Annotated in this window: 21 protein-coding genes and 1 pseudogene; 14 read left to right on the top strand and 8 right to left on the bottom strand. The window is 46.9% G+C overall.

Translation table 11 applies throughout. The features are described 5' to 3' along the window. Nucleotides 1–26: 26 nt before the first annotated feature. The 3 genes from LEPBO_RS0121130 to cruF form a co-directional block, all read right to left on the bottom strand. On the bottom strand, nt 27–809 hold the full coding sequence (locus LEPBO_RS0121130) for a ZIP family metal transporter (RefSeq protein WP_017289568.1): 783 nt from the start codon (nt 807–809) through the stop codon (nt 27–29). After that, a complete protein-coding gene (gene cruG / locus LEPBO_RS0121125; RefSeq protein ID WP_017289567.1) occupies nt 799–2,037 on the bottom strand; it encodes a 2'-O-glycosyltransferase CruG in 1,239 nt (412 codons plus the stop codon). Before cruG ends, LEPBO_RS0121130 begins: the two co-directional genes overlap by 11 nt. Nucleotides 2,038–2,147: 110 nt before the next feature. Further along, nucleotides 2,148–3,071: a gamma-carotene 1'-hydroxylase CruF gene (gene cruF, locus LEPBO_RS0121120; RefSeq protein ID WP_017289566.1), complete on the bottom strand. Its 924-nt coding sequence runs from the start codon at nt 3,069–3,071 to the stop codon at nt 2,148–2,150. Between the two features lie 343 nt (nt 3,072–3,414). Between cruF and LEPBO_RS0121115 the strand changes: the two genes are divergently transcribed. Both LEPBO_RS0121115 and prfB read left to right on the top strand, forming a co-directional pair. Then, nucleotides 3,415–3,906: a CGLD27 family protein gene (locus LEPBO_RS0121115; protein ID WP_017289565.1), complete on the top strand. Its 492-nt coding sequence runs from the start codon at nt 3,415–3,417 to the stop codon at nt 3,904–3,906. A 70-nt stretch (nt 3,907–3,976) separates the two neighbouring features. Next, nucleotides 3,977–5,090, top strand: a protein-coding gene (gene prfB, locus LEPBO_RS37785) for a peptide chain release factor 2 (RefSeq protein ID WP_144056244.1) whose coding sequence is annotated in 2 segments (ribosomal slippage) — nt 3,977–4,048 and nt 4,050–5,090 — 1,113 coding nt in all. Because the reading frame shifts where the segments join, the coding sequence is not laid out codon by codon here. A gap of 301 nt (nt 5,091–5,391) precedes the next feature. On the opposite strand, the gene ygfZ is transcribed toward prfB, so the two are convergent. After that, entirely contained in the window at nt 5,392–6,303 is a 912-nt protein-coding gene (gene ygfZ, locus LEPBO_RS0121105) for a CAF17-like 4Fe-4S cluster assembly/insertion protein YgfZ (protein WP_017289564.1), read from the bottom strand. 154 nt (nt 6,304–6,457) lie between these two features. After that, a complete protein-coding gene (clpP, locus tag LEPBO_RS0121100) occupies nt 6,458–7,063 on the bottom strand; it encodes an ATP-dependent Clp endopeptidase proteolytic subunit ClpP (protein ID WP_017289563.1) in 606 nt (201 codons plus the stop codon). A gap of 153 nt (nt 7,064–7,216) precedes the next feature. On the opposite strand from clpP, the gene LEPBO_RS0121095 reads away from it, so the two are divergent. The 7 genes from LEPBO_RS0121095 (at nt 7,217) to LEPBO_RS40225 (ending at nt 15,207) form a co-directional block, all read left to right on the top strand. After that, on the top strand, nt 7,217–7,981 hold the full coding sequence (locus LEPBO_RS0121095; protein WP_017289562.1) for a hypothetical protein: 765 nt from the start codon (nt 7,217–7,219) through the stop codon (nt 7,979–7,981). 75 nt (nt 7,982–8,056) lie between these two features. Then, on the top strand, nt 8,057–10,120 hold the full coding sequence (locus tag LEPBO_RS0121090) for a thioredoxin domain-containing protein (RefSeq protein WP_017289561.1): 2,064 nt from the start codon (nt 8,057–8,059) through the stop codon (nt 10,118–10,120). A gap of 335 nt (nt 10,121–10,455) precedes the next feature. After that, complete coding sequence (locus LEPBO_RS0121085; protein WP_026148800.1) at nt 10,456–11,895, top strand: ATPase domain-containing protein; 1,440 nt, start codon at nt 10,456–10,458, stop codon at nt 11,893–11,895. Between the two features lie 3 nt (nt 11,896–11,898). Next, complete coding sequence (locus LEPBO_RS0121080) at nt 11,899–12,987, top strand: hybrid sensor histidine kinase/response regulator (RefSeq protein WP_017289559.1); 1,089 nt, start codon at nt 11,899–11,901, stop codon at nt 12,985–12,987. A 128-nt stretch (nt 12,988–13,115) separates the two neighbouring features. After that, a complete protein-coding gene (locus LEPBO_RS0121075) occupies nt 13,116–13,949 on the top strand; it encodes a dienelactone hydrolase family protein (RefSeq protein ID WP_017289558.1) in 834 nt (277 codons plus the stop codon). Between the two features lie 502 nt (nt 13,950–14,451). Continuing rightward, the gene (locus LEPBO_RS40230) at nt 14,452–14,745 is read left to right on the top strand and encodes a hypothetical protein (RefSeq protein ID WP_017289557.1); all 294 of its coding nucleotides are present in this window, start codon (nt 14,452–14,454) and stop codon (nt 14,743–14,745) included. A gap of 111 nt (nt 14,746–14,856) precedes the next feature. Then, nucleotides 14,857–15,207: an HNH endonuclease gene (locus LEPBO_RS40225; RefSeq protein WP_017289556.1), complete on the top strand. Its 351-nt coding sequence runs from the start codon at nt 14,857–14,859 to the stop codon at nt 15,205–15,207. Here the strand turns inward: LEPBO_RS40225 and LEPBO_RS0121060 are convergent. Continuing rightward, the gene (locus LEPBO_RS0121060; protein WP_017289555.1) at nt 15,164–16,771 is read right to left on the bottom strand and encodes an NAD(P)/FAD-dependent oxidoreductase; all 1,608 of its coding nucleotides are present in this window, start codon (nt 16,769–16,771) and stop codon (nt 15,164–15,166) included. The genes LEPBO_RS40225 and LEPBO_RS0121060 overlap by 44 nt on opposite strands. Before the next feature lie 334 nt (nt 16,772–17,105). Between LEPBO_RS0121060 and LEPBO_RS0121050 the strand changes: the two genes are divergently transcribed. Both LEPBO_RS0121050 and LEPBO_RS0121045 read left to right on the top strand, forming a co-directional pair. Beyond that, nucleotides 17,106–17,393 (top strand): Mo-dependent nitrogenase C-terminal domain-containing protein, encoded by a 288-nt coding sequence (locus tag LEPBO_RS0121050; protein ID WP_017289553.1) that lies wholly within the window; start codon nt 17,106–17,108, stop codon nt 17,391–17,393. Nucleotides 17,394–17,583: 190 nt separating this feature from the next. Then, entirely contained in the window at nt 17,584–18,096 is a 513-nt protein-coding gene (locus LEPBO_RS0121045) for a hypothetical protein (RefSeq protein ID WP_017289552.1), read from the top strand. Between the two features lie 664 nt (nt 18,097–18,760). Here LEPBO_RS0121045 and LEPBO_RS0121040 read toward each other — a convergent pair. Beyond that, a complete protein-coding gene (locus LEPBO_RS0121040) occupies nt 18,761–19,000 on the bottom strand; it encodes a hypothetical protein (protein ID WP_017289550.1) in 240 nt (79 codons plus the stop codon). 128 nt (nt 19,001–19,128) lie between these two features. Between LEPBO_RS0121040 and LEPBO_RS0121035 the strand changes: the two genes are divergently transcribed. After that, the gene (locus LEPBO_RS0121035; protein ID WP_017289549.1) at nt 19,129–19,815 is read left to right on the top strand and encodes a hypothetical protein; all 687 of its coding nucleotides are present in this window, start codon (nt 19,129–19,131) and stop codon (nt 19,813–19,815) included. Nucleotides 19,816–20,398: 583 nt separating this feature from the next. Here the strand turns inward: LEPBO_RS0121035 and LEPBO_RS0121030 are convergent. Next, nucleotides 20,399–20,650, bottom strand: a pseudogene (locus LEPBO_RS0121030) (transposase); the annotation flags it as partial. 230 nt (nt 20,651–20,880) lie between these two features. Here LEPBO_RS0121030 and lexA point away from each other — a divergent pair. Then, a complete protein-coding gene (gene lexA, locus LEPBO_RS0121025) occupies nt 20,881–21,546 on the top strand; it encodes a transcriptional repressor LexA (protein WP_026148798.1) in 666 nt (221 codons plus the stop codon). After that, nucleotides 21,543–21,908, top strand: a complete 366-nt coding sequence (locus tag LEPBO_RS0121020; protein ID WP_017289546.1) for a hypothetical protein — start codon at nt 21,543–21,545, stop codon at nt 21,906–21,908. The genes lexA and LEPBO_RS0121020 overlap by 4 nt, the downstream gene beginning before the upstream one ends. Nucleotides 21,909–21,989 lie beyond the last annotated feature (81 nt).

The raw sequence follows: 21,989 nt of genomic DNA, 5'->3' as shown, positions 1-21,989 counted from the left end.
TGGGGAGTGGGGAGTGGGGTGAACAATTAACCCAATGCCACATCCAAAAACAACATCAATACAAATCCAATCATCACGCCCACCGTCGCCTGCTTCTCTGTTCCCAATCGATGTGACTCAGGGATAATTTCATCACTGATCACAAATAGCATCGCGCCCGCTGCAAATGCCATTCCCCAGGGCAAAACTATTGCAGCGATCGACACGACTGCTGCACCGATTACGCCACCGATTGGCTCTGCCAATCCCGTTAACAACGCTACTCCAAACACACTGCGGCGACGATATCCTTCTCCTAAAAGCGCGATCGCCACAACCAATCCTTCTGGAAAATTCTGCAATCCGATTCCCAAAGTCAGCGCAATTCCATTCGCAACATCGCCGCCGCCAAATCCGACGCCAACCGCCAATCCCTCTGGAAAGTTGTGCAGCGTAATGGCAATGATAAAGAGCCAGACCTGCCGCAATCGATTCGCTTGGGCTGAACCTTCCGATCCTTTAATAAAATGCTCATGCGGAAAGTAGCGATTTGCGAACCAGAGAAACCCACCACCCAATAAGATTCCAGCAACGACGATCGCGGCTGCGATCAGGTGATTTGCACCCAGTTTCTCAGCCGCTTCTATTCCCGGAATCACCAAGGAAAACGAAGTCGCGGCTAACATCACTCCCGCCCCAAACCCCAGAAGTGCACCTTGAGTTTGAGGCGTAATTTCTTTGATGAAAAAGATCGGCAATGCCCCTGCCCCAGTTGCGAGTCCCGCAACCAGGCTGCCAGCCAAACCTAGGAGCGTTACATTATCCCCCATAGGTTCGACCTCGCCAGCTTTTTGGCTTGCGAGTAGACGAGAGGAAAATTCTAAACACAGCGGCTGGATCAGCGAACGGAGACAGCCAGAACAATCCTGCTCCTTTCGCTTGAGCGCGATCGTAAGATTGCAAGATCGCCGCATTCAATCCCAATCGCATCGCAATCAAGGCTCCATTCAATCCCAACGTGATCAAAGCAGGCAAGGTTGTATTTCCAGAAGCAACGATCGCAGCGGTTAAAATCAGCAATGGAATCGGCAATGCTTGGACTAATGTGAGAAATGCCAGATCCCCCCAGATTTGCGCCGAGGTTGAAGCATCCTTGAGATCGAGCGATCGACCCCATTCTTCCCACGTCTCTTTCATGCCCTCATACATGCGGACTTTCAAAACGTTGGCACCATCTAAGAAAGCGACCTTTGCGCCCGTTGCCGCGATGTTTCGCACTAAGGTGACATCATCGCAGAAAGACCCTTTGGCGCTGGTATAGCCGCCGACTTTTTCTAACAGCGATCGCCGACAAAAAAAGCATTGCCCGTTCGCCATCACTCGTTCCGGAGAACTTCCGACTTCTCCTGCTGCTCCAAATCGATACACCAAGGTCATCAATAAAGCAGGCTGTAACCAAAGCTCGCCTGGATACTTGAGAATGAACCGGGGCGAGAGGGTAATCAGGTCAAACCCTTCGCGATTCGCCATTTCGAGCAAGCTACAGACCAAGCTCGGATGCGGAATCGTATCAGCATCAATCCCCAAAATCCATTCGCTATGAGAAGAACTTGCCAAGAATCCGTTGTGCAATGCCCAAGGACGACCCACCCAGTCTGGAGGCAGAGGAGGATCATTGATCAATCGAAATCGCGGATCAGTCGCTTGGGCGACTCTGACTAAATCCGGCGTTTTGTCGGTCGATCGACTATCCACGATCGTAATTTCTCGCACCTCATACGTTTGGCGCGTCAACCCTTCTAGACAAGGCGCAATACGATCGGCTTCATTCAGCGTCGGCACAACGACACTCACCGCTCCGAAAAAGTTTGGATTCGGCAGTTGAGGTTGAAGCGGAGGACGACGCACAGCCCCTTTGAGCAATCGCGAGAGTAGAATTGCTGCCGCCGGAATTTGAATTGCTAACAGTACGAGGAAAAACACATCCTGAAATACAAAAGCCTGGGAATCAATCAATCCCAGGCAATAGATTCCGGTCTGTCCGATGAAATTCGTCAACCTTCCAACCCCTTAAAAATCAAATGCTGTTCATTATTGCAGGAAAGGTCGAGAGAAGGAGAGAGCGGGTGACTTTCTTTTCCCCCTATCTCCCCATCTCCCTATCTCCTCTACTTCTGCCCGACACCTACCGAAACTGTCGGCACTTCGCGCGTCAAATTTCCAGACAACGCAGACTCAACTCCTTGAGCAGGCTTCGTCATCCACCAAAGCGCGATCGCTGGAACGACACCCAACACAATACTCATCGAAGTCGGAATTAAATAGCGCGAATCCAACTCAGTAACGGTGATGATTGCTCCGAAGGCAAAGTTAATCAAGTAGACAATCAGCGGCACAGACAACTGAGCACGATTCAAATTCAACGGCTTTGCACCCCAGAACAGCGATGCCACAAACATAAAGATTGCACCCGTTCCCAACCAGCCTGTGACATTTCGGTAAGGCATCCCGAAGAATTCACCGACTTCACCAAATTCCCAGAAAGGATAAGGCGCTTGGCTCATTGCCGGATCGAGAACGAAATCCCAGGCAGTTAATAATACAGAACCGAGCGCGATCGAGCCGACCAATTTCGCCCAAAGCGGCAGTCCAATGCTTTCTAAGCCCGATCGTGCCAGCACATAGCAACACAATCCGACATAGAACCAAGACAAGGGAATAGTGAAGGGCACAAGGCCTGCGATCTTATAGCCCAACCCATTCAAATAACCATACGCACCAAACGGGAATCCCGTACTGGTTCCCAGCAATTCACTACCCAAAGAAAGAATCACTGCAGGTAGCATAAATGTCAGCCAGTGCCGTATTCCGAGCGTCCGGTAAGCATAGATTGCTACCGTCACAGCCCCGAGTAGGATATACCCGACTCCGCCATTCGCCATGCTCCACCCAAACGCGGTTTGCCCAACCGTCGGAAGAGATGCAATAAATTCTGGATTGGGCAGCACCAGCAATAATCCCGCTAATCCAAAAGCCAGCGCCAACGAATGTCCTGCCAAACACAGGCGCTCAACTGTAACCAGATGCTTCATACCGTTTCCTCAGAAAATATGGCACTAACTTTGCCTGACTATTTAGTTTACAAATCTTCAGGTATTTTCAGTCGTTTCTTCCGATGCTTTTTTCTAGATTTCCGAAAAAGCATCTGATTTTGGGATGAAATTCTGGATTGAGGAGGCGTATCAAGGGTGACCCACTGCGACCCATCGGAATCGTCTTTTTTCAATTAACCTCATAAATTCATGTGCTCTGAGATAGAAATGTCCTCACCGCCATATCGCAGCAGATTACGCCTAAATCCAAAATTGCTTCGTTCCCTTAGTTAGGATAAGTCTTTTATACTTACGAATATCCTTCTACTTTCTCCGTTTCGTCATGAATTCTGTTACTTGTCCAGTTCCCGACGAACAGCAGCCGCTCAATGAATATCAAGAACTGAAGGAATCTTGGTTTTTTCGCTGGGCAACGCTCGATCGCATTTCCTATCTCAAGCCTGTAGTGATTCTCTGGGCAATAAGTTGGCTTGTTGCTGCGCCTGTCGCTGCGGTGAGTTTTCCGCCTGCAAAGCATTTACCCCAATTTCTCTTATTTGCATCGGCAGGAGCATTTGTGATTCCGGGTTTGGCACTGGTGCGGCTCTATCTGGGCTGGGCATATGTGCAACGGCGCTTAAGTGATACGGCGATCTTTTACGAGGAATCTGGCTGGTATGACGGGCAGATGTGGGAAAAACCACCCGAAATTCTCGCGCAAGATCGATTGGTAGTCAGCTATCAAGTTCAGCCGATTTTGCAGCGCTTGAAAAAGACATTCATTACGATCGGTGTAAGTTTCGCGATCGGGATTCTGCTCTGGATCATTCTCTAGAGTTTTGAACTTTGGCACTGAATGCGAAATCGGCGCTACAATCAGAAATGCTCTTTTATGCTTGTTTAGTATGGATACCGTTGAATTAAAGCGGAATGTCGAATTGCTCACTTCGCGCCTGGGAACTACCCAGGACTATCTTTGACGTTCCTGCTCTGACTGCGAAAATTCAAGATCTTGAGCAAATTGCATCTCAACCGAATTTCTGGGACGACCAAACTCAGGCACAACGCACCCTTCAAGAATTAAACGACTACAAATCTCACCTCGAACAGTTTGATCGCTGGAAATCTGATCTCGCTGACGCTGAAGCGACCTTAGAATTGCTCGAACTCGAAATGGATCAATCCCTGCTCGAAGAAGCTGAAGCAAAGACGCAGCAACTTCAACGGGATCTCGACCAGTGGGAACTGCAACAAATGCTGTCTGGCACTTACGATGCCAAGGGCGCAATTCTGACCATTAATGCAGGTGCAGGTGGAACCGATGCCCAAGACTGGGCGGAGATGTTGTTACGCATGTATACCCGTTGGGGTGAAGCACATGGGTATAAGGTGCATTTGATGGAAGTTTCCGAAGGAGACGAAGCGGGGATTAAGTCTGCCACGCTTGAGATCGATGGGCGCTATGCCTATGGTTATCTCAAAGTCGAGAAAGGGACGCATCGCTTAGTTCGGATTTCGCCGTTTAATGCGAATGACAAGCGGCAGACGAGCTTTGCTGGCGTGGAAGTGATGCCGATGATTGATTTGTCGGTGCAGTTAGATATTCCTGAGAAGGATTTAGAAATCACGACTTCTCGCGCGGGCGGTAAAGGTGGGCAGAACGTCAACAAAGTTGAGACGGCTGTGCGAGTTGTCCATAAGCCAACAGGCATTGCAGTGCGGTGTACAGAAGAGCGATCGCAGCTTCAAAACAAAGAGAAAGCACTCGCCTACCTGAAAGCCAAATTGCTGATTATCGCAGAAGAACAACGCGCCAAAGAGATCGCGGAAATTCGAGGCGATATGGTTGAGGCAGCTTGGGGAATGCAGATCCGCAACTATGTGTTCCATCCCTATCAGATGGTGAAAGATCTCAGAACGAATGTGGAGACAACCGCAGTTCAAGACGTAATGAATGGAGAACTTGATCCATTTATTGAGGCGTGTCTGAGACAAGAGAATCAACTGGTGGAAGCTTAGAAACCCTAAAAGGGTGTTTTAAAAGTATCAAATGTTTCCTCGCTGCGTTCTATCTCACCCCGGAATGAATTCGGGGCTAACAGTGCGAAGTCCTTTGGAAAGGACTGAAGACCCCATTCTGATTGAATTTTAGTCCCTTCAGTGGACTTCGTTCAACTAGCCCCGGCTTTCAGTCCGGGGGCGGGTGAATGTGTCTGAAAGATTACCTTTAAAACACTTTCTAAGAGTTTATCGTCCGGGTCTTGTGTCCGTAGCCAGTTGGGAAATCGGGAGAATCCAGGCTTAAATTTCTCCCTATCTCTCAATTCTGTTTTTCACGCGTCAAATACGGGAGTGCAACAATCTCACCGAGATCAGTCTGTAATCCTGCTCCACCTGCTTTGGTGCGAATATAGGCAAGCCCAATCGAGTCTACAACACTGGTAATTTTTCCAACTTTTTCATCCGCGATCGACACAACTGTTCCAGGTTCGACCGCTTGATTGAGCTTGATGCCCCAGAGGTTTTGTTTCACGCCGTTATAGGCATCCAGACGGGCAATTGTTTCTTGTCCGATATAGCACCCTTTATTCCATGAAATCGTATGCCACAATCCGGCTTCTAAAGGATTGTAATCATCGGTCAATTCAGTTCCCGGCATTGGACGACCTTGTTCAACTCGTAGCTGATTCCAGGCTTGATCATCAATTTCAGTTGCGCCCAAATCTTTGAGCTTTGACGTGAGATCAATTGCTCGATCGCTGATTAAGGTATATCCTTCCGTCGCAAGTCCACTACCAACCGCAATCCGAATTCCGTCGACAAGGCAGTGCGTTCCGTAAGGCTGAGCGATCAACTCGGCTGCACCCAGTTCTTTGACAATGTCATGGCTCTTTGAACCCAAGACTGAGACTGTTTGAGTCTCGGCAGTGATATCAGCAAGTTTCACTTTATCTGCGAAGAATATATAGCGATCGAGAAACTTCATCAGCTTTTCAGTCAAACCAGGTGAAACGAGCAAAATCACCGAATCTTCTAGAATGTACGCCGTTGCGAGATCGATCGTTCTAGCCGTTGAAGTGACGAAGACAGTATCGCAACCTTCGCCGGGTTTTCTGAGATTAAATGTATTGGTGCTTTGATTGTGGAGAAAATTGAGGCGATCAGCATCTGAGACTTGGATGCGTCCCCAGGATGAGCGATCGTAAAAAACAGCACCTTCAACTTGAGTCATAGCAATTTCAAATAAGCGTGAATCAAATTACCTTCTCACTTTATTCTTCATCATTTCGGTCTTCTTGCTGGGATTCCATCCCACCCGTCAATGAAAATCCGGGGCGAGATGGAATCGCAGCGAGACAGAATCAAACCAGAGTGAAATTGACAAACTATTTCACAACGGCGGGACGAGTAGCAGAAGGCTTACGATCGATGACTTGATCCACCAATCCATAGTCCTTCGCTTCTGTGGCAGACATAAAGAAGTCGCGCTCTGTATCCTGTTCGATTCGCTCAAGCGGTTGACCTGTGTGATCCGCGAGAATCGTATTCAAGCGCTTCTTGAGATACAGAATTTCTTTCGCTTGAATTTCGATATCCGTCGCTTGTCCTTGAGCACCACCGAGCGGTTGGTGAATCATAATCCGCGAGTGAGGCAGGCTCATCCGTTTGCCCTTAGTGCCAGCACTCAGGAGAAATGCACCCATTGAAGCGGCAAACCCGACACAAATCGTCGAAACGTCAGGGCCGATTTGCTTGATCGTATCGTAGATGCCCATCCCGGCTGACACCGAGCCACCCGGAGAATTGATGTAGAGATAGATATCTTTTTCGGGATCTTCGGCTTCGAGAAACAGCAGTTGAGCTACGACCAAATTGGCGACATCGGAATCGATCGCGCTACCGAGGAACACAATTCGCTCCCGTAAGAGTCGAGAGTAGATATCAAAGGCGCGTTCGCCGCGTCCGGAGGTTTCAATAACGGTAGGAATCATGAATCCAGTCCAGTGAATTTTCTATATTTTAGCGACCTAAGCGCGATCGTGTTGCATAGGTCGTATCAGTGCGGTATCTAAACAAGTGATTGATTAACTCGAATTTACATAATAGATTGACTGAAGATCCTACAAGATTGACTTGAGGTAGCTGTGAAGAAATCTGGTGTTTTATTTCTATTGATCACGACGGGAATTGTGCTTGGAACTGCGTCAGGAATTTATTATTTCTGGAGACAGTTGACACAATTACCCGAATGGTATGCGCAGGGAGAAAAGAATCCCAAAACTTATGCCCAAATTCAAAAGTCTGGGGCAGCTATTGAAAAAAAGATTGAGGAGAAAGCTCAATCAATTCCACAACCCAATCGGGTTTCTCCTGATACAAAGATTGTTGCTAATGCTTCGCCTGACAAGCCTTTCAGCCCAAATCCAAATGTACAAGTTGCCCTAAATTCTCAGGAATTGAATGATCTTTTGGTAACAAAGATCACTGAAAAAAGTGGCGGTCAACCCTTACCAAACTCTGTGAAAGGATTTCATACTTCGCTGAAAGATGACAAGCTAAAAACAGGAGCGGTTGTAGATGTTCAGGAGTTAAAAAATAGCGGACTGGGATCAAAACAGCAAAACTTGTTATCTGAAATTACGCAAAAAATTCCGATGAGCGATCGCAAAGTTTACATCGGCGTTGAAGGCAAACCAGAAATGCAAAATGGCAAGTTACGGTTTGATCAAAATGCAAAAATCCAGATTGGGAATATGAGTTTTACGATCGCAGAAGTTGCCAATCGGTTGGGTGTCCCTGCTGCCAAAGTGCAGGAGCAACTCAATATCGAGATGAAGCTGCGCGGTCTGGATATCAAGGATATTGACTTCAAAGACGGCAATGCGATTTTGCGGGGAGAAGCAAAATAAGCTCAAATTAGCTCAGAGGGGTGAAGAATTTGCGGATTTCAAGCACAATTTTGAAATCGTGTTCTTCACCGCTCTATGCCGAATCGCTTACTCCATGCCCAAAGCCTTTATCTACGCAAACATGCTCACAATCCGATCAACTGGTGGGCTTGGAGCGAAGATGCGATCGAGACGGCACGCCGAGAAAACAAAATCATCTTCCTCTCGATCGGGTACTCTTCTTGTCACTGGTGTACGGTGATGGAAGGTGAAGCGTTTTCAGATGAGACGATCGCTGACTATCTAAATGAGAATTTCTTACCGATCAAGGTCGATCGCGAGGAACGCCCAGATCTCGACAGCATTTATATGCAAGCGCTGCAAATGCTTACGGGACAAGGAGGATGGCCCTTAAATATTTTTCTAACTCCAGACGATTTAGTCCCGTTCTATGGCGGAACGTATTTCCCAATCGATCCCAAATATGGTCGTCCTGGTTTTTTGCAAATCTTGCAGACGTTGCGGCGCTTGTATGACAGCGATCGTGCCAAGATCGATGGAGTCAAATCAGAAATTCTCACAAATCTCCAAAACTCAGTTCTGCTTCCCACTCAGACTTTAAGCGACGAACTCTTAAAACTGGGGTTGGAATATAGTACCGGGATTCTATCGGCACAAATGCCTGGTACAAGATTTCCGATGATTCCTTATGCGGATGCAGTCCTGCACGCAGTTCGGTTCGACTTCGATCGGTATGACGCGCGCGAAGCAGTGACTCAACGCGGCTTAGATTTAGCTTTAGGTGGCATCTTTGACCATGTCGCAGGCGGATTTCATCGCTATACCGTGGACGCGACTTGGACAGTTCCGCACTTTGAGAAAATGCTGTACGACAATGGGCAGATTGTCGAATATTTAGCAAATCTCTGGGCATTGGGCGTGCAAGAACCTGCGTTTGAAAGAGCGATCGCGAAAACGGCTCAATGGCTCAAACGCGAAATGACTGCACCCGAAGGCTACTTTTATGCCGCACAAGATGCCGATAGTTTTGTTACTCCAGAAGATGCAGAACCCGAAGAAGGAGCTTTCTATGTATGGAGCTATTCAGAACTGCAAGCGTTACTAACTTCGGAAGAATTCACAGAGCTATCGGAACAGTTCTCAATTGTTCCTGCTGGAAATTTTGAAGGCAAAATCGTACTACAACGCCAGAACTCTAACCAACTTTCACAGACTGCTGAAACTGCCCTCAGCAAGTTGTTTGAAGTTCGATATGGAGCTTGTGTGAGTGATCCGTTTCCGCCTGCTCGGAATGCAGAAGAAGCAAAATCTATTGCTTGGTCAGGACGAATTCCAGCCGTTACCGACACAAAAATGATTGTTGCTTGGAATAGTTTAATGATTTCGGGACTCGCTCGATCGTATGCGGTGTTTCGAGAATTAGAATACTTAGAACTTGCCAGCCAAGCCGCAGATTTCATTCTGCAAAATCAATGGATCAATCAGCGCTTCCATCGCCTAAATTATGGCGGCAAAGTTGAGCTACTTGCCCAAGCTGAAGACTTTGCTCTGTTCATTAAAGCTCTACTCGATTTACATCAAGCTACACGGAGCATTCGATCCGATGCGCCAGAGAACCAGACAGATTGGCTAGCAGAAGCCATTCGGATTCAAGATGAGTTTGACGAGTATCTTTGGAGCATCGAACAAGGTGGCTATTACAACACAGCAAAAGATGCGAGTCGAGATTTACTGATTCGGGAACGGAGCTATGCCGATAATGCAACACCTGCGGCAAATGGCATTGCGATCGCGAATTTAGTCCGTTTGTCATTACTAACTGAGAACTTAGATTACTTCGATCAAGCAGAGCAAGCCTTACAAGCGTTTGCAAGCGTGATGGAACAATCGCCTTCTGCTTGTCCGAGTTTGTTTGTTGCACTCGATTGGTTTCGCAATCAAACACTGGTTCGGAGTTCGATCGAGCAAATTACTCCGCTCGAAACCCATTACTTGCCCACAACTGCGCTAATTGTCATTGATGCTTTACCAGAAAACGCTGTGGCGCTAGTGTGCCAGGGGTTAAGTTGCAAAGAGCCAGCATTGACGCAAGAACAAATGATGCAGCAACTCCAACAGAGCCAGATTAGAAGCCGATAAATTCTGAAAAATGGCTTGTCACATTTTGAGTATCTTGCCTCAGAATGTGAAAATTTCCGTTTTTTGCGAATAAATATTGCAGGTGTTCAATTGCCTTGTGAGAGTATGGTTGCCGAACTTTCCTTTTGTTTTTCGCAACATTTAAGTCCTTACTGGTATTCTCGTTTCTAATTCAGTTTGTGCTTGCTAGGCAGCGTAGCCAAAAGAGACAGGTAACTCACCCCATGAAGCCTGAACTTTCTGACCCTCAACGGACAGTCAACTCCCGCACAGCAGAAAAGGCACATTACATCACGTTTTATCAGGATTAGGCAATGAGGGGAGATGGCTTACAGATGACTCACGATCGACTACTGACGGGAATTTCAGGACTCAACGAAGTGCTTCATGGTGGATATGTACCCGGTCGTGCTTATCTGGTTCGAGGCGGACCGGGTACAGGTAAAACAACCTTAGGAATGCACTTTTTAGCGTCGGGAACCGCAAACGGTGAAACCGTTCTGTTCATTACACTGGCAGAAACGGTTGCCCAACTGCAAAAAACAGCTGAAGGCTTGAACTTCAACACTCAGGGCATCACGTTTCTTGACCTTAGCCCCACCTCCGACTTTTTTGCTCAAGTACAAACCTACGATATTTTCTCAGCCGCTGAAGTCGAGCGCGAGCCAACAACCCAACGCATTGTAGAACAAGTTGAAAGCCTAAAGCCGCAGCGAATTTTCATCGACTCAATGACCCAATTTCGCTACCTGGCAACCAATACCTTTCAGTTCCGTAAGCAGGTATTGTCGTTTCTGCGATTTCTGACAGAGAAAGATATTACGGTGCTGTTTACCTCAGAACACAGCGTCGAAGCCCCCGACGATGATTTACAGTTCATGAGCGACGGGGTGCTTGACTTGAACTTTAATGAGGACAATCGCACCCTGTCGGTTTCCAAGTTTCGAGGAAGCGATTTTCGCAGCGGCAATCATAGCTTTCGCCTCACGAGTGAAGGAATGCAGCTTTTTCCGAAACTATTACCCAGAGTATCGGAACAAGCGCTGACCGTAGAAACGATTTCTTCGGGAATTCCAGAAATTGATGCACTGTTGCATGGTGGTCTTGAACGCAGCACGATTACCATCATCAGTGGACCGAGTGGGGTAGGAAAGAGTACGTTAGGGCTTCAGTTTATGAAAGAGGCAGCCGGACGGGGAGAGCGATCCGTGATTTACACCTTTGAGGAAAACAAGGAAACGCTGTTGCATCGGGCTGAAGGAGTCAATATTCCGGTTCACGCCATGCAGGAGCGCGGCACTTTATCGATCGTGCAAATCGAACCGCTCCACTATACCCCTGATGAATTTGCCAACCTCGTGCGCCAGGAAGTCGAAGAACATCAGGCACGGATTGTCATGATCGATAGTGTATCGGGGTATCGGCTCTCAGTTCGAGGCGAAGACTTAACCCCTCACATTCATTCCCTCTGTAAGTATTTGCAAAACCTGGGGGTTGCTGTTCTGCTAGTGAATGAAGTTGAATCGATTACCGGAGAATTTCAGGCAACCGAAATTGGGATTAGCTATTTAGCAGACAATATTATCTTTCTGCGCTATCTGGAAATACACGGTGAATTGAGACGTGTGATCGGCGTACTGAAGAAGCGGATCAGCGATTTTGAGAAAACCCTGCGTGAATTTCAAATTAGTCGGGATGGGATTAAAGTTGGCAATCCGCTCAATCGACTTCGAGGTATCCTCACAGGTATCCCCGAATTGCTAGAGGGTGAGTAAGCGATGAACCGAATTGTGATCTTTGTTGAGCAAACGGAGAATCGCCGCCTCCTGACAGAGTGGCTAGGACGATATTACGATGTCACCGTTGGAGAGTCTGTGGTGCAGGCAAAGCATGCTGTCCCACTGCTCAATGAACCGTTTGACCTGTGCATTTTGGATGGACCAGCGTTACACCATTTGTGGGAATGGGTACAGGCGAGGAAAAACGCAGAGCAACCTGTATTTTTGCCTGTTTTGCTGATTACGCTCCAACCGGATATCAGACTGGTGACGCGACATCTCTGGCAAACTGTTGATGAACTGATTAGCAAACCAATCGAAAAGTTAGAGTTACAGGCACGAGTGGAAATCTTACTGCGATCGCGACGACTTTCCCTTCAACTTCAAGCTGCCCTAGAACAAGAACGCGAACTCAAACAGATCAAAACACGCTTTGTCTCAATGGTGTCCCATGAATTTCGCAATCCTCTCAATATCATTTTCGGGTTCTCTCGACTGCTAGAGAAAAGCGACTTATCACCAGAACGGCGAGCCGACTTTGCTCAACGCATCCATATCGCCGTCAGAACAATGACTGCTCTACTCGATGATGTCTTGGCATTGGGCAAAGCAGAAGCGATCGGGGCGACGGCAAATATGACATTGATTGTCATTGAGCCGTTCTGCCGCAAATTAGTGGAAGAGATCAAGTTTGGTATGGGAGCTAACCATACAATTCAGTTTGACTGTGCAGCAGAATGCCTGAGCGTTCATGTGAATGAGGTATTGCTGCGCCAAGTTCTCACCAATCTGCTCTCCAATGCCATCAAATATTCTCCCCCTCAAAGCACTGTTCGGCTTCGATTGCAGTGTGAATCAGCAGCAGTGATCATCCAAGTCCAGGATGAAGGGATTGGTATTTCTCCCACGGATCAAGCACACCTGTTTGAATCCTTTTTTCGTGCAAGCAATGTCGGCAATATTTCAGGAACAGGGTTAGGGCTAGCCATTGTGAAACAGGTCATTGAGCAATCGGGTGGAACAATTTCCGTCGCAAGTGAGGTGAATGTTGGCACGACATTTACAGTAACTTTGCCGATCAATCAATAACTAATCCAGGAACATCACTCCTCTCTTACTGACAAAACCCCGTTCGATTTTCTGAATATCTCTCGTAGGCTAGAATCGCTAGCTTCGTCAAGCCAGTAAAATCGGAGCGAAATTGCTCAGTTGTAAAAATGACGAAAGAGTTTACGCGCCGGAAATTCATTGCTACTGCTACTCTCGCAACAGGGTTTGCCCTAGCGGTACAACCTATTTCAGCCAAAACAATCACGACTGACGCGAAGGGATTGATTGTAGGTGCCGTCAAAATTCCCGTTGCAGATGGCGAGCTTCCTGCTTACAGAGCGCAGCCAGCGACAGGTTCTAATTTTCCAATTGTTTTGGTGATTCAAGAAATCTTTGGGGTGCATGAGCATATCCAAGATGTTTGCCGCCGATTTGCCAAGTTAGGTTATGTCGCGATCGCACCTGAATTATTTATCCGGCAAGGCGATGTCTCAAAGTTAAGCAGCATTGATCAAATTCGTCCGATTGTTGCCAAGGTTCCAGATGCCCAAGTCATGTCTGATCTAGATGCAACCGTGAATTGGGCAGTGCGCTCAGCCAAGGGAAATGCTGAACGGTTAGGAATCACAGGCTTTTGTTGGGGAGGACGAATGACCTGGCTCTATGCAGCACATCGTCCCCAAGTCAAAGCAGGAGTGGCATGGTACGGGCGCCTCGTCGGTGATGCAACACCAGTCACCCCTAAGCATCCAATCGATATTGCAGCATCGCTCAAGGTTCCAGTTCTAGGACTGTACGGCGGCAAAGATACAGGCATTCCGCTTGAAACAGTGCAACAGATGCAAGCTCGACTCAAAACCGGGCAGAGCCAGTCTGAAATCATTGTTTATCCAGATGCACCTCATGCTTTCTTTGCGGATTATCGTCCCTCTTATCGGGAGAGAGAAGCGATCGAAGGATGGCAACGGCTTCAAGCATGGTTTAAGCGGCAGGGAGTTTAGTCCGCGATCGCGACATTACTCCTCGCAGTTTTGCTGACTCCAAATATATTGCCGCTCAGCAAATTGCTCTCTATGCTTCCTCACCATTGGACATGCCAAGCACTGAATCGGAATCCCTATCCGCTTAGCTCATCCCTCATGTTTGACGAATTCCCTCAGCCTGATGAACCCAGTAGAATTAACTGAGCAATTTCATCAAACTAGAAGAACTGATTGATCGTATTCAGGAGCAAAATTATGAGAAAGCCTATTTATGCTGCTTTGACTTGTGCCTGTATCATCATCAATACGTCTTGCAATACCAAGCACGCATTTGCTTCACCGGGTTCGCAGCAGAACAACAGCAAGTTAACGATGTGCTCAAACAGATGATTGCCGAAAATGCAAATTCTAAATCCCGTCTCGCGAACCGAGTTGACACAACCAAACTAGGACTATTAGGACACTCGCTCGGTGGTTATGTCGGATTAAGAGCGATTCAGAATCAGTGCTTTCCGGGGATATGCACAGGCAATTTTACAAGCACATTCAAACGCCGCCAAAGGCACTCATTATCGTCAAGGGGGCAAATCACTACAGCATGACCAATCAAGATAATCCCCGTGATCCAAGCCGACCCACTCTAAATCAACCTCAAGCAATTGCAACGATCGCCCGATGGAGCGCATTGTTTTTACGAGCGCACCTACTGAATGATTCAGTCGCTTTTGATCGTGTATACAAGAGGGGAAACGCCCACGATCGTGCTACTACTGTGACCAGTGAGCCTCCTCAATCCATTCGCTCTCATCCATAGATGTAATCTACTTCACCTTTCACACTCACTGAGTTACTCTTAAACTCTACTTCTGCAAGTCGCACCTGCACAGAACCAAGATAAAAACAAAATAGGGATGAGATTAAACGCATGAATTCAAAGCCCCCCTTTCGAGAACTCGGGCGGAAATCCCAAAAGCACAAGCTCAAAGCTGGAATCAAACAACGATTCAATGGAGCCTGTGCCTACTGTGGACGTACTCCCCAAGTTCTCACCTTGGATCACATCGTGGCTGAATCCAAAGGGGGCAGGAATGTCATATCAAATTTAGTCGCAGTCTGTAACCGCTGCAATCTCAGTAAAGGCAGTCTTCCCCTCTGGCAATGGTGGCAAGCCTCTCCCTGGTGGAATGAAGAAAGAGCGATCGCGGTTGCTGCAACGGTATTGATCTGTGCGCTTAAGTCGCCAGCATCCGCAACGCTACCGCTTCCGCCGTCTTAATGCCGTCAATTCCTGCTGAAAGAATTCCGCCTGCATAGCCTGCGCCTTCTCCCGCTGGAAACAAACCCTGAGTATTCACACTCTGCCCATCTTCCCCACGCTTGATCCGAATCGGGGAAGAGGTTCGAGTTTCTACACCCGTCAGAACCGCATCGGGCATCGCAAACCCTGCGATCTGTTTTTCAAAGGCGGGGAGAGCTTCGCGGATTGCCGCGATCGCGTACTCTGGTAAGCTCGATCCCAAATCTCCTAACCGCACACCCGGCGCATAGGACGGCAACACACTGCCAAATTCGCGCGACGGACGATCGGCAATAAAGTCTCCGACTAACTGCCCTGGAGCCTCATAGGTTCTGCCCCCTAACTCAAACGCCCGCTTTTCTAACTGTCGCTGCAAGGCAATTCCCCCTAAAGGACTTCCTGGATAATCGTCGGGCGAAATGCCAACGACAATCCCACTATTAGCATTACGTTCATTGCGAGAATACTGGCTCATACCGTTTGTGACGACATGCCCTGGCTCTGAAGTCGCAGCAACGACTAATCCACCGGGACACATACAGAAGCTATACACCGATCGCCCATTTTTGGCATGATGCACTAACTTATAATCTGCTGCCCCCAATCGTCGATCGCCTGCATATTGTCCGTATCGGGCGCGATCAATCACGGGCTGCGGATGCTCAACCCGGAAGCCGATCGAGAACGGTTTCGGCTCAATATAAACACCTTGATCGAACAACATTTGGAACGTATCGCGAGCGCTGTGTCCAATCGCGAGCACCACATACCGACTTTCGAGGATTTCTCCACTCTCTAAGCGAACGCCCTGCACTTGCCGATTTTCAATCAAGACCTCTTCGACTCGGCTTTGGAAGCAAATCTCACCGCCCAAGGATTCGATCGTTGCTCTCATCTTCTCAACGATTCCCACCAGCTTAAATGTCCCAATGTGCGGACGATTTACATACAGGATCTCCGGTGAAGCGCCCGCATTGACTAATTCTGTCAACACTTTCCGCCCATAGTGTTGCGGATCGCGAACTTGGCTGTAGAGTTTGCCATCGGAGAAAGTTCCTGCTCCGCCTTCGCCAAACTGAGCATTCGATTCTGGATTAAAGTCAGCTCTCTTTTTCCAAAAGCCAAACGTATCGGCCGTGCGATCGCGGACTTGTTTTCCCCGCTCCAGCAGAATCGGGCGAAATCCCATCCGCGCCAGCATCAGTCCCGTAAACATCCCACAAGGCCCTGTGCCAATGACGATCGGTCGCTCTGTAAATCCTTGCGGCGCGTGAGCCACGGGACGATAGCTCATATCCGGTGTCTCTTTCACCCGCGGATCTTTCTTAAACCGTTGCAGTACTCGTTTTTCTTGCTTGATTTCTACGTCCAGAATATAGACCGCAGTAATCTTCTCCCCTCGATTGCGGGCATCATAGCTGCGCTTAAAAATGGAATACCCAACCAATTCTTCTGCCCTAAGGTGCAGCATGTCGAGAATGGCGCTTTCAATTTCCGCTTCGGTATGATCTAACGGGAGCTTTATTTCACTGAGCCGCAACATAATCTAGAGTCCAACCTACAAGGTTCAGGATAACGTCTCCGCGATACCAACTTACTCCATTTTGAGAACATTGCCTTTGGCACAGCAAAGCTGTTCGCGCACTGCTTAGAAAAAGGTAGAACACTCTGCTCCCTCCATCAACATCTGCAGCTGTCGATCGACAATGTTCAATTTGATATCCGTCCAGTGCCAAAATTTTCAAGTAGCGCTCTCTGTTGTACCATCTCTGAAGCTCAAAGCCTTCCAAGTCACCTTGCATAAACCATCCAGTTCAACCGTATAAGTCAGTAGCAGAGAACAAATCCCCAACACCTCACAGCTCAGGAGATCAGTCATGTTGTACCCTACACTTCACAAACTTGCAGCTTCCCTTCTCCGTCCGATCGCTGAAAAACTCGACAATCTTGAAATTCACACCGCTGAAACTGCTCACTTCTTCTGTCGCCTCATTCCTGCCCAATGCCCGTTTGAACGTGATGTCCGCTTCTTCGGTCGCGTTTTGTTTCACATTCCGCCGATGTGCAAACTGAACCCGTTCTACGAACAACTCGTAGGATTACGATTCAAAGCACTGTGTTACCTAGCAGATGTCTGTGGTGAAGATATTGCAGCTTACTGCTAGGGTTCTTGCCATCCGTTCAATGAACCGAACTGTTCACTGTACTTTCATCGACTGTACTCTCAGTTTGTGAAAGTTTCTGGATGGTGGCTAGACTTGGGTATATCTGCGCTACAATGTCCGCTAGTATTGGGTTTGGCCAATCTACTCAGAAAGTCTAAGCCATTACTAAAGTGTTTTCAGTAGTCTCATAATGAGCATTCTCAAATTCATCACGCTTTCGAGCATTTTGACTGTCTCTCTTCCCGCGATCGCACAACCTAAACAAGTTCTTGATTCGGGATGTCGTCAAGGTACTTGCTGGGAATCATCTTTACTGAGCAGAACATTAGTCCATCAAAATCAGCTGGGTGGAGCAGCAAATCAGCTCTACAGAATTGAAGTTGAAACTCAATTTACAGGTAAAGACTCTAAGACTGAACGAACCTCACGATGGGTTTATTGCTCAACCAGCCAACCTTTTGTAGCATTCACCTCTGCACCGAATGACGAGCTAATTTACCTTCACTACCTGAATCCTGGTGGCGATGTATTCGGCTATAACTCTGGATCTAACAGAATATATTGGGCAGTCTGTCATGATATCTGGAATGCTAAAGTTTTTAGCCCACAAGAAGGGCTTGCACGAAAAGCTCAGCAACTAGGATATTCACGTTCATTGCAAAGTGATCAAAGAGAAATTCCTAAACAGCTATTCCAGCCCTAACCCTGCACAACGATCTGCTTAACTTCTCCATTACGAAACACAATCTCCTTATATCGCAGTCCCAAATTAATCGTGAAATGCACGATCTGTTGTGTTTCCTAAATCCCCCAAATTTTGGAGACTTTGAAACTGGGAATTTTGAGACTTCTCAGTCCCTCAGCATGGAGAATTTAGGAGCGTTCTCAAATTTCACAACTCAAATCGGATTGCTCTATGTGTAGATTGAAAGAACAGCAAATTGCTAGCAGAATAAAGTGTTATTCGACAATTGTTGTCGAATAACACTTTAAATGTCGTCATAACGAATTGATGTCGTTCAGCCTCAACAACTTAAACTTCCTATTAATATTGACTTTCAGCTCTTTCAGAGCGATCGCGCCCTTGCAGGACGATTAACATTATCCATGTCGCTTTTCAGAGTAGTAACAAATTCAGTGTCGTGTTTTACGATCAGGGGTTTAACACAATCAGCGTCATGATTTTGAGATCTCAATAGATGACAACCAGCAAAAGGACAACCTGACTTCAAAATCTACAATCAGACCACAATCAAGGTGCGATCGCGGCAAGATTCCCATAAACCTCAGTTTCCGCATAGTGTTTAGAAAAAATCTGCTTGAAAATCTATTTAGCTAGAAACCCAGAAATTCTAGCTAAATAAGAATTACTCAGCACTTTCAAGTAGTTGCTGTAGAGCTTCTCTATATTCTGGATCAACGTTTTTGATGAACCGTGGATCGTTTTTGAAGAGGTTAATGAAGTATGCAGAAAACTCTGCTCCACTCTGTCCATTAATGAGACTGATTGCAATCTCAGTCATAGATTTATCAAGACTATTGCCCTGATATTTATCAGGTGATGATTGTTGTTGATGCTGATTATTTCTACGTAAAAAATTAAGCATTGCAGTAATTCTGTTTATAGTTCAAATATACTATATCAGCTTGGTGGATGCTTTTGTTACTTCTTACACCTGTATTAAAATGTCGTAAAATTTGTAGAATTCAGGGTCTTTTTTCTAGAACTTTTGATATGGCTCAAAATTCTCCCAATTGGTTTGCAATTATCCTCGGCAGTAGTGGTTTAGTTGGTTTAGTAACTCTTGTAACAAAAGGTATTGTTGACCGGAAAGATGTTCATATTCAATATCTGACTCAGCGTAATGAAGACCTAAAAGAAGAAGCAAAAGCAGAAAAGGAGAAAGCAGCTCGTTTAGTTATTGATATTGCTCAGCGACTAAACAACGTTGATACTGGGCGCTTTAGTCCTGAAGATGCTGTAAGACTTAAGGAAATTTTTAGTTTGCTTAACAATTTCGAGTCTCTTTCAAAGGGGTTTGCAGATTGCAAGGAAGCGGCAGAATGGCTAGAGACTTGTAAGGAGAATTGGGTTCAGCAAGCAAGCAAATATACACTCCGAAGTTACTCGAATTTAATTCCTAGGCAGAAGATAGGGCGATTCAAGGAAGATTTGACTGAATATCTTAATTGGGTGCATACCTGCCTCAAGAAGTATGGTGGTCGCACTCAAAATACTCCTCTTCCTGTAGAGAATCCTATAGTTGAGTCTCCTCATCCCTACATTGCTGCAATCAACTATCTAATTGATGAAAGAAAGTGGGGGGAACTTACTCCGGAGCAGATTGCATATTTGCGAGAGGTTCTCAAGCGCTTAATTGATGAAATCCGAAAAGCATTTGAAAATCAGCAGTTAAAGTAGTTAGATAGTATTGTCACTGCCTGAAGGAGTGCTCGCTTGTCTTCTGGCGGGAGATTAATTGACTGAATATGTGAGGCAAGTGCTGCCACATATTCACACGCTTTGTCACCTGGAAGTTGGATTCTCTGTGTCATAAATAAATCACGAATTAAATGGGCTTACGTGTATATTCGTGTTTCAGTCACAAGATCAGGAAATAATTGATACAACGGCTTGAGTGATGTATTGAAAATTGAAATTAGTTTGCGATCGCAACCGATGTTCAAGAAATACTGGAAGCGCCTCCTCATCGCTACTCCCCTAAAACTCTCTTCAAATAGATTTGATGATGTAAGCGAGTCTGCGTTTCCTGCTGCATTTGCCCTTGTGAATACCCAGAATTCTTCATGACGATTAGTTTACGTTTCCATCTCTCAAGTTCATCCGGTCGTCCTAGCGGTTTCCCCTGCCTATCCGTTCTAGCTCTGCCTTCGTACGTTTTGAAATCCGCACGATTCCCTGTTGAGCAATGTAGGGAAAACACTCCGATGACAATATGGGCAATTCAGTTCGTTATCGGTATAGGGCGAACGCACACACTTCTTCATGATTGACGAGTCGTTTTAGAGGAGTGAGCCAACACCTTAAGCAGATACTTATTGTTCCAACCCGCTTTGAGCCGCTTTGCATAGATGCCGCTCTTTGCTGATTTTTCCTGATTCAACAAGTTGAGCGCCAGGTGGCGAATCATCGCTAAATTCTCTCCACTGTAGCCAAGAGTAGAGCGAGCTTGGTCTTCTCGAAATCCGACATCAAGCATCCAATGCAATTGATTTTCAATGCCCCAGTGACCCCGTACGATTGAGCAAATCGCCGAGCATCCAACGGTAAACTGAGCAGGTAGTAGCAACGTTCACAAGTGGTCTTGCCCTCGATTTGACGTTCTGCTTCAACACAGCTACTAAGTTGAGCAATTACGTGGCGAGTAACCCCCGGCTGCCCATGCTGAATGGGAATTCCATGAAATTAGTCCATCTTGACAAATCCCCTCTTTTTGCAGATTATTTGTACTACTACAAAAAACTCATGGCTCCTCTCACACCAACACAACAACGTCTAGTGGATTGGCTGGCAGCCCACCTCCACCGTTTCGGTTACAGCCCAGGAATTCGAGACATTGCAGCAGGGTTGAAATACACCTCACCTGCTCCAGTGCAGTCCCTGGTCAAGATTCTGGTGCGCAAAGGTGTTCTGATTTACGATGAACGCACCGCTCGCACCATTCGATTTACGGAAGCTTGGTTACGTGAGAACGGTGAACGCTACGGACTAACAACTCCGAGCTTCCAACTTCCAATTTTGGGTACGATCGCAGCCCATAGTTTGGTGGAATTGTCTCCAGATTCACCCATCGAGTGGTTAGATTTACCAGGGCAGAGACCCCCAGGCAGTGAGGATTGGTTTGTGCTGCGAGTTTGGGGTGACAGTATGGTGGGAGCGTTGATTGACCATAATGATTTGATCATCATGTGCCCCATCTCTAATCCAGTCCGAATTAAGGATGGAGCAATTGTCGCGGCAAGAGTAGATACACAAACGACCCTGAAGTATTTCTACCGACAAGGAAGCGAAGTCATTTTGAAACCTGCAAATGCTGCTTACGAACCCACCGTAGTTGAAGCGAACCAAGTAGATATCCAAGGGATGTACGTAGGACTGATACGGCGACTTTGGGAGAACGGTGAGCCATGACTTATAGTGCTTGCAATATCGATATTGATCTGCCTGATGAAGAGGCGGCAGTCGATTTCGAAGACTGTGGCGATGCAGAATACGAGGATTGGCTCGCTGATTATTACTCGGATTGGGCAGATTTCTATCAACAGGTGTCCGATGCAGAAGATGCCTTTCGACACAATTTAATAGTGAAGAATTATGAGTTTCAGGCACGCGGTGGCTTTTTACCGGGGGACACTGTAATGGCGGAAGTCGAACCAGGGTATTGGCATCACTGCACCGTCCTCTTAGTAGGGATATCGACGTTAGTGGTTAGTGCCGAGCGATCTACAACCGTTCAAGTCATAACTCAACTCAACACGTATTGGCTCGACTAGATCTGATTTTGGAATTCGCTCGTCTTGCGATCGCTTCAAATAGTTAATTTGTATTAATTTTCCTGTCTAACAGATTGACTG

It is taken from the genome of Leptolyngbya boryana PCC 6306 (assembly GCF_000353285.1).
GTDB lineage: Bacteria > Cyanobacteriota > Cyanobacteriia > Leptolyngbyales > Leptolyngbyaceae > Leptolyngbya > Leptolyngbya boryana.
Note: the sequence above shows the minus strand (reverse complement) of the source record. Positions and strands in the feature narration are given on the sequence as shown.

Excerpts from the sequence above, each read along its gene's own strand:
- LEPBO_RS0121045 (WP_017289552.1), top strand. The coding sequence starts at position 17,584 with ATGAGCATTCTCAAATTCATCACGCTTTCGAGCATTTTGACTGTCTCT.
- LEPBO_RS0121115 (WP_017289565.1), top strand. The coding sequence starts at position 3,415 with ATGAATTCTGTTACTTGTCCAGTTCCCGACGAACAGCAGCCGCTCAAT.
- LEPBO_RS40230 (WP_017289557.1), top strand. The coding sequence starts at position 14,452 with ATGCACAGGCAATTTTACAAGCACATTCAAACGCCGCCAAAGGCACTC.
- LEPBO_RS0121020 (WP_017289546.1), top strand. The coding sequence starts at position 21,543 with ATGACTTATAGTGCTTGCAATATCGATATTGATCTGCCTGATGAAGAG.
- LEPBO_RS0121090 (WP_017289561.1), top strand. The coding sequence starts at position 8,057 with ATGCCGAATCGCTTACTCCATGCCCAAAGCCTTTATCTACGCAAACAT.
- LEPBO_RS0121075 (WP_017289558.1), top strand. The coding sequence starts at position 13,116 with ATGACGAAAGAGTTTACGCGCCGGAAATTCATTGCTACTGCTACTCTC.
- ygfZ (WP_017289564.1), bottom strand. The coding sequence starts at position 6,303 with ATGACTCAAGTTGAAGGTGCTGTTTTTTACGATCGCTCATCCTGGGGA.
- LEPBO_RS0121080 (WP_017289559.1), top strand. The coding sequence starts at position 11,899 with ATGAACCGAATTGTGATCTTTGTTGAGCAAACGGAGAATCGCCGCCTC.
- LEPBO_RS0121085 (WP_026148800.1), top strand. The coding sequence starts at position 10,456 with ATGACTCACGATCGACTACTGACGGGAATTTCAGGACTCAACGAAGTG.
- clpP (WP_017289563.1), bottom strand. The coding sequence starts at position 7,063 with ATGATTCCTACCGTTATTGAAACCTCCGGACGCGGCGAACGCGCCTTT.
- cruF (WP_017289566.1), bottom strand. The coding sequence starts at position 3,071 with ATGAAGCATCTGGTTACAGTTGAGCGCCTGTGTTTGGCAGGACATTCG.
- lexA (WP_026148798.1), top strand. The coding sequence starts at position 20,881 with ATGGCTCCTCTCACACCAACACAACAACGTCTAGTGGATTGGCTGGCA.
- LEPBO_RS40225 (WP_017289556.1), top strand. The coding sequence starts at position 14,857 with ATGAATTCAAAGCCCCCCTTTCGAGAACTCGGGCGGAAATCCCAAAAG.
- LEPBO_RS0121050 (WP_017289553.1), top strand. The coding sequence starts at position 17,106 with ATGTTGTACCCTACACTTCACAAACTTGCAGCTTCCCTTCTCCGTCCG.
- LEPBO_RS0121035 (WP_017289549.1), top strand. The coding sequence starts at position 19,129 with ATGGCTCAAAATTCTCCCAATTGGTTTGCAATTATCCTCGGCAGTAGT.
- LEPBO_RS0121040 (WP_017289550.1), bottom strand. The coding sequence starts at position 19,000 with ATGCTTAATTTTTTACGTAGAAATAATCAGCATCAACAACAATCATCA.
- LEPBO_RS0121130 (WP_017289568.1), bottom strand. The coding sequence starts at position 809 with ATGGGGGATAATGTAACGCTCCTAGGTTTGGCTGGCAGCCTGGTTGCG.
- LEPBO_RS0121060 (WP_017289555.1), bottom strand. The coding sequence starts at position 16,771 with ATGTTGCGGCTCAGTGAAATAAAGCTCCCGTTAGATCATACCGAAGCG.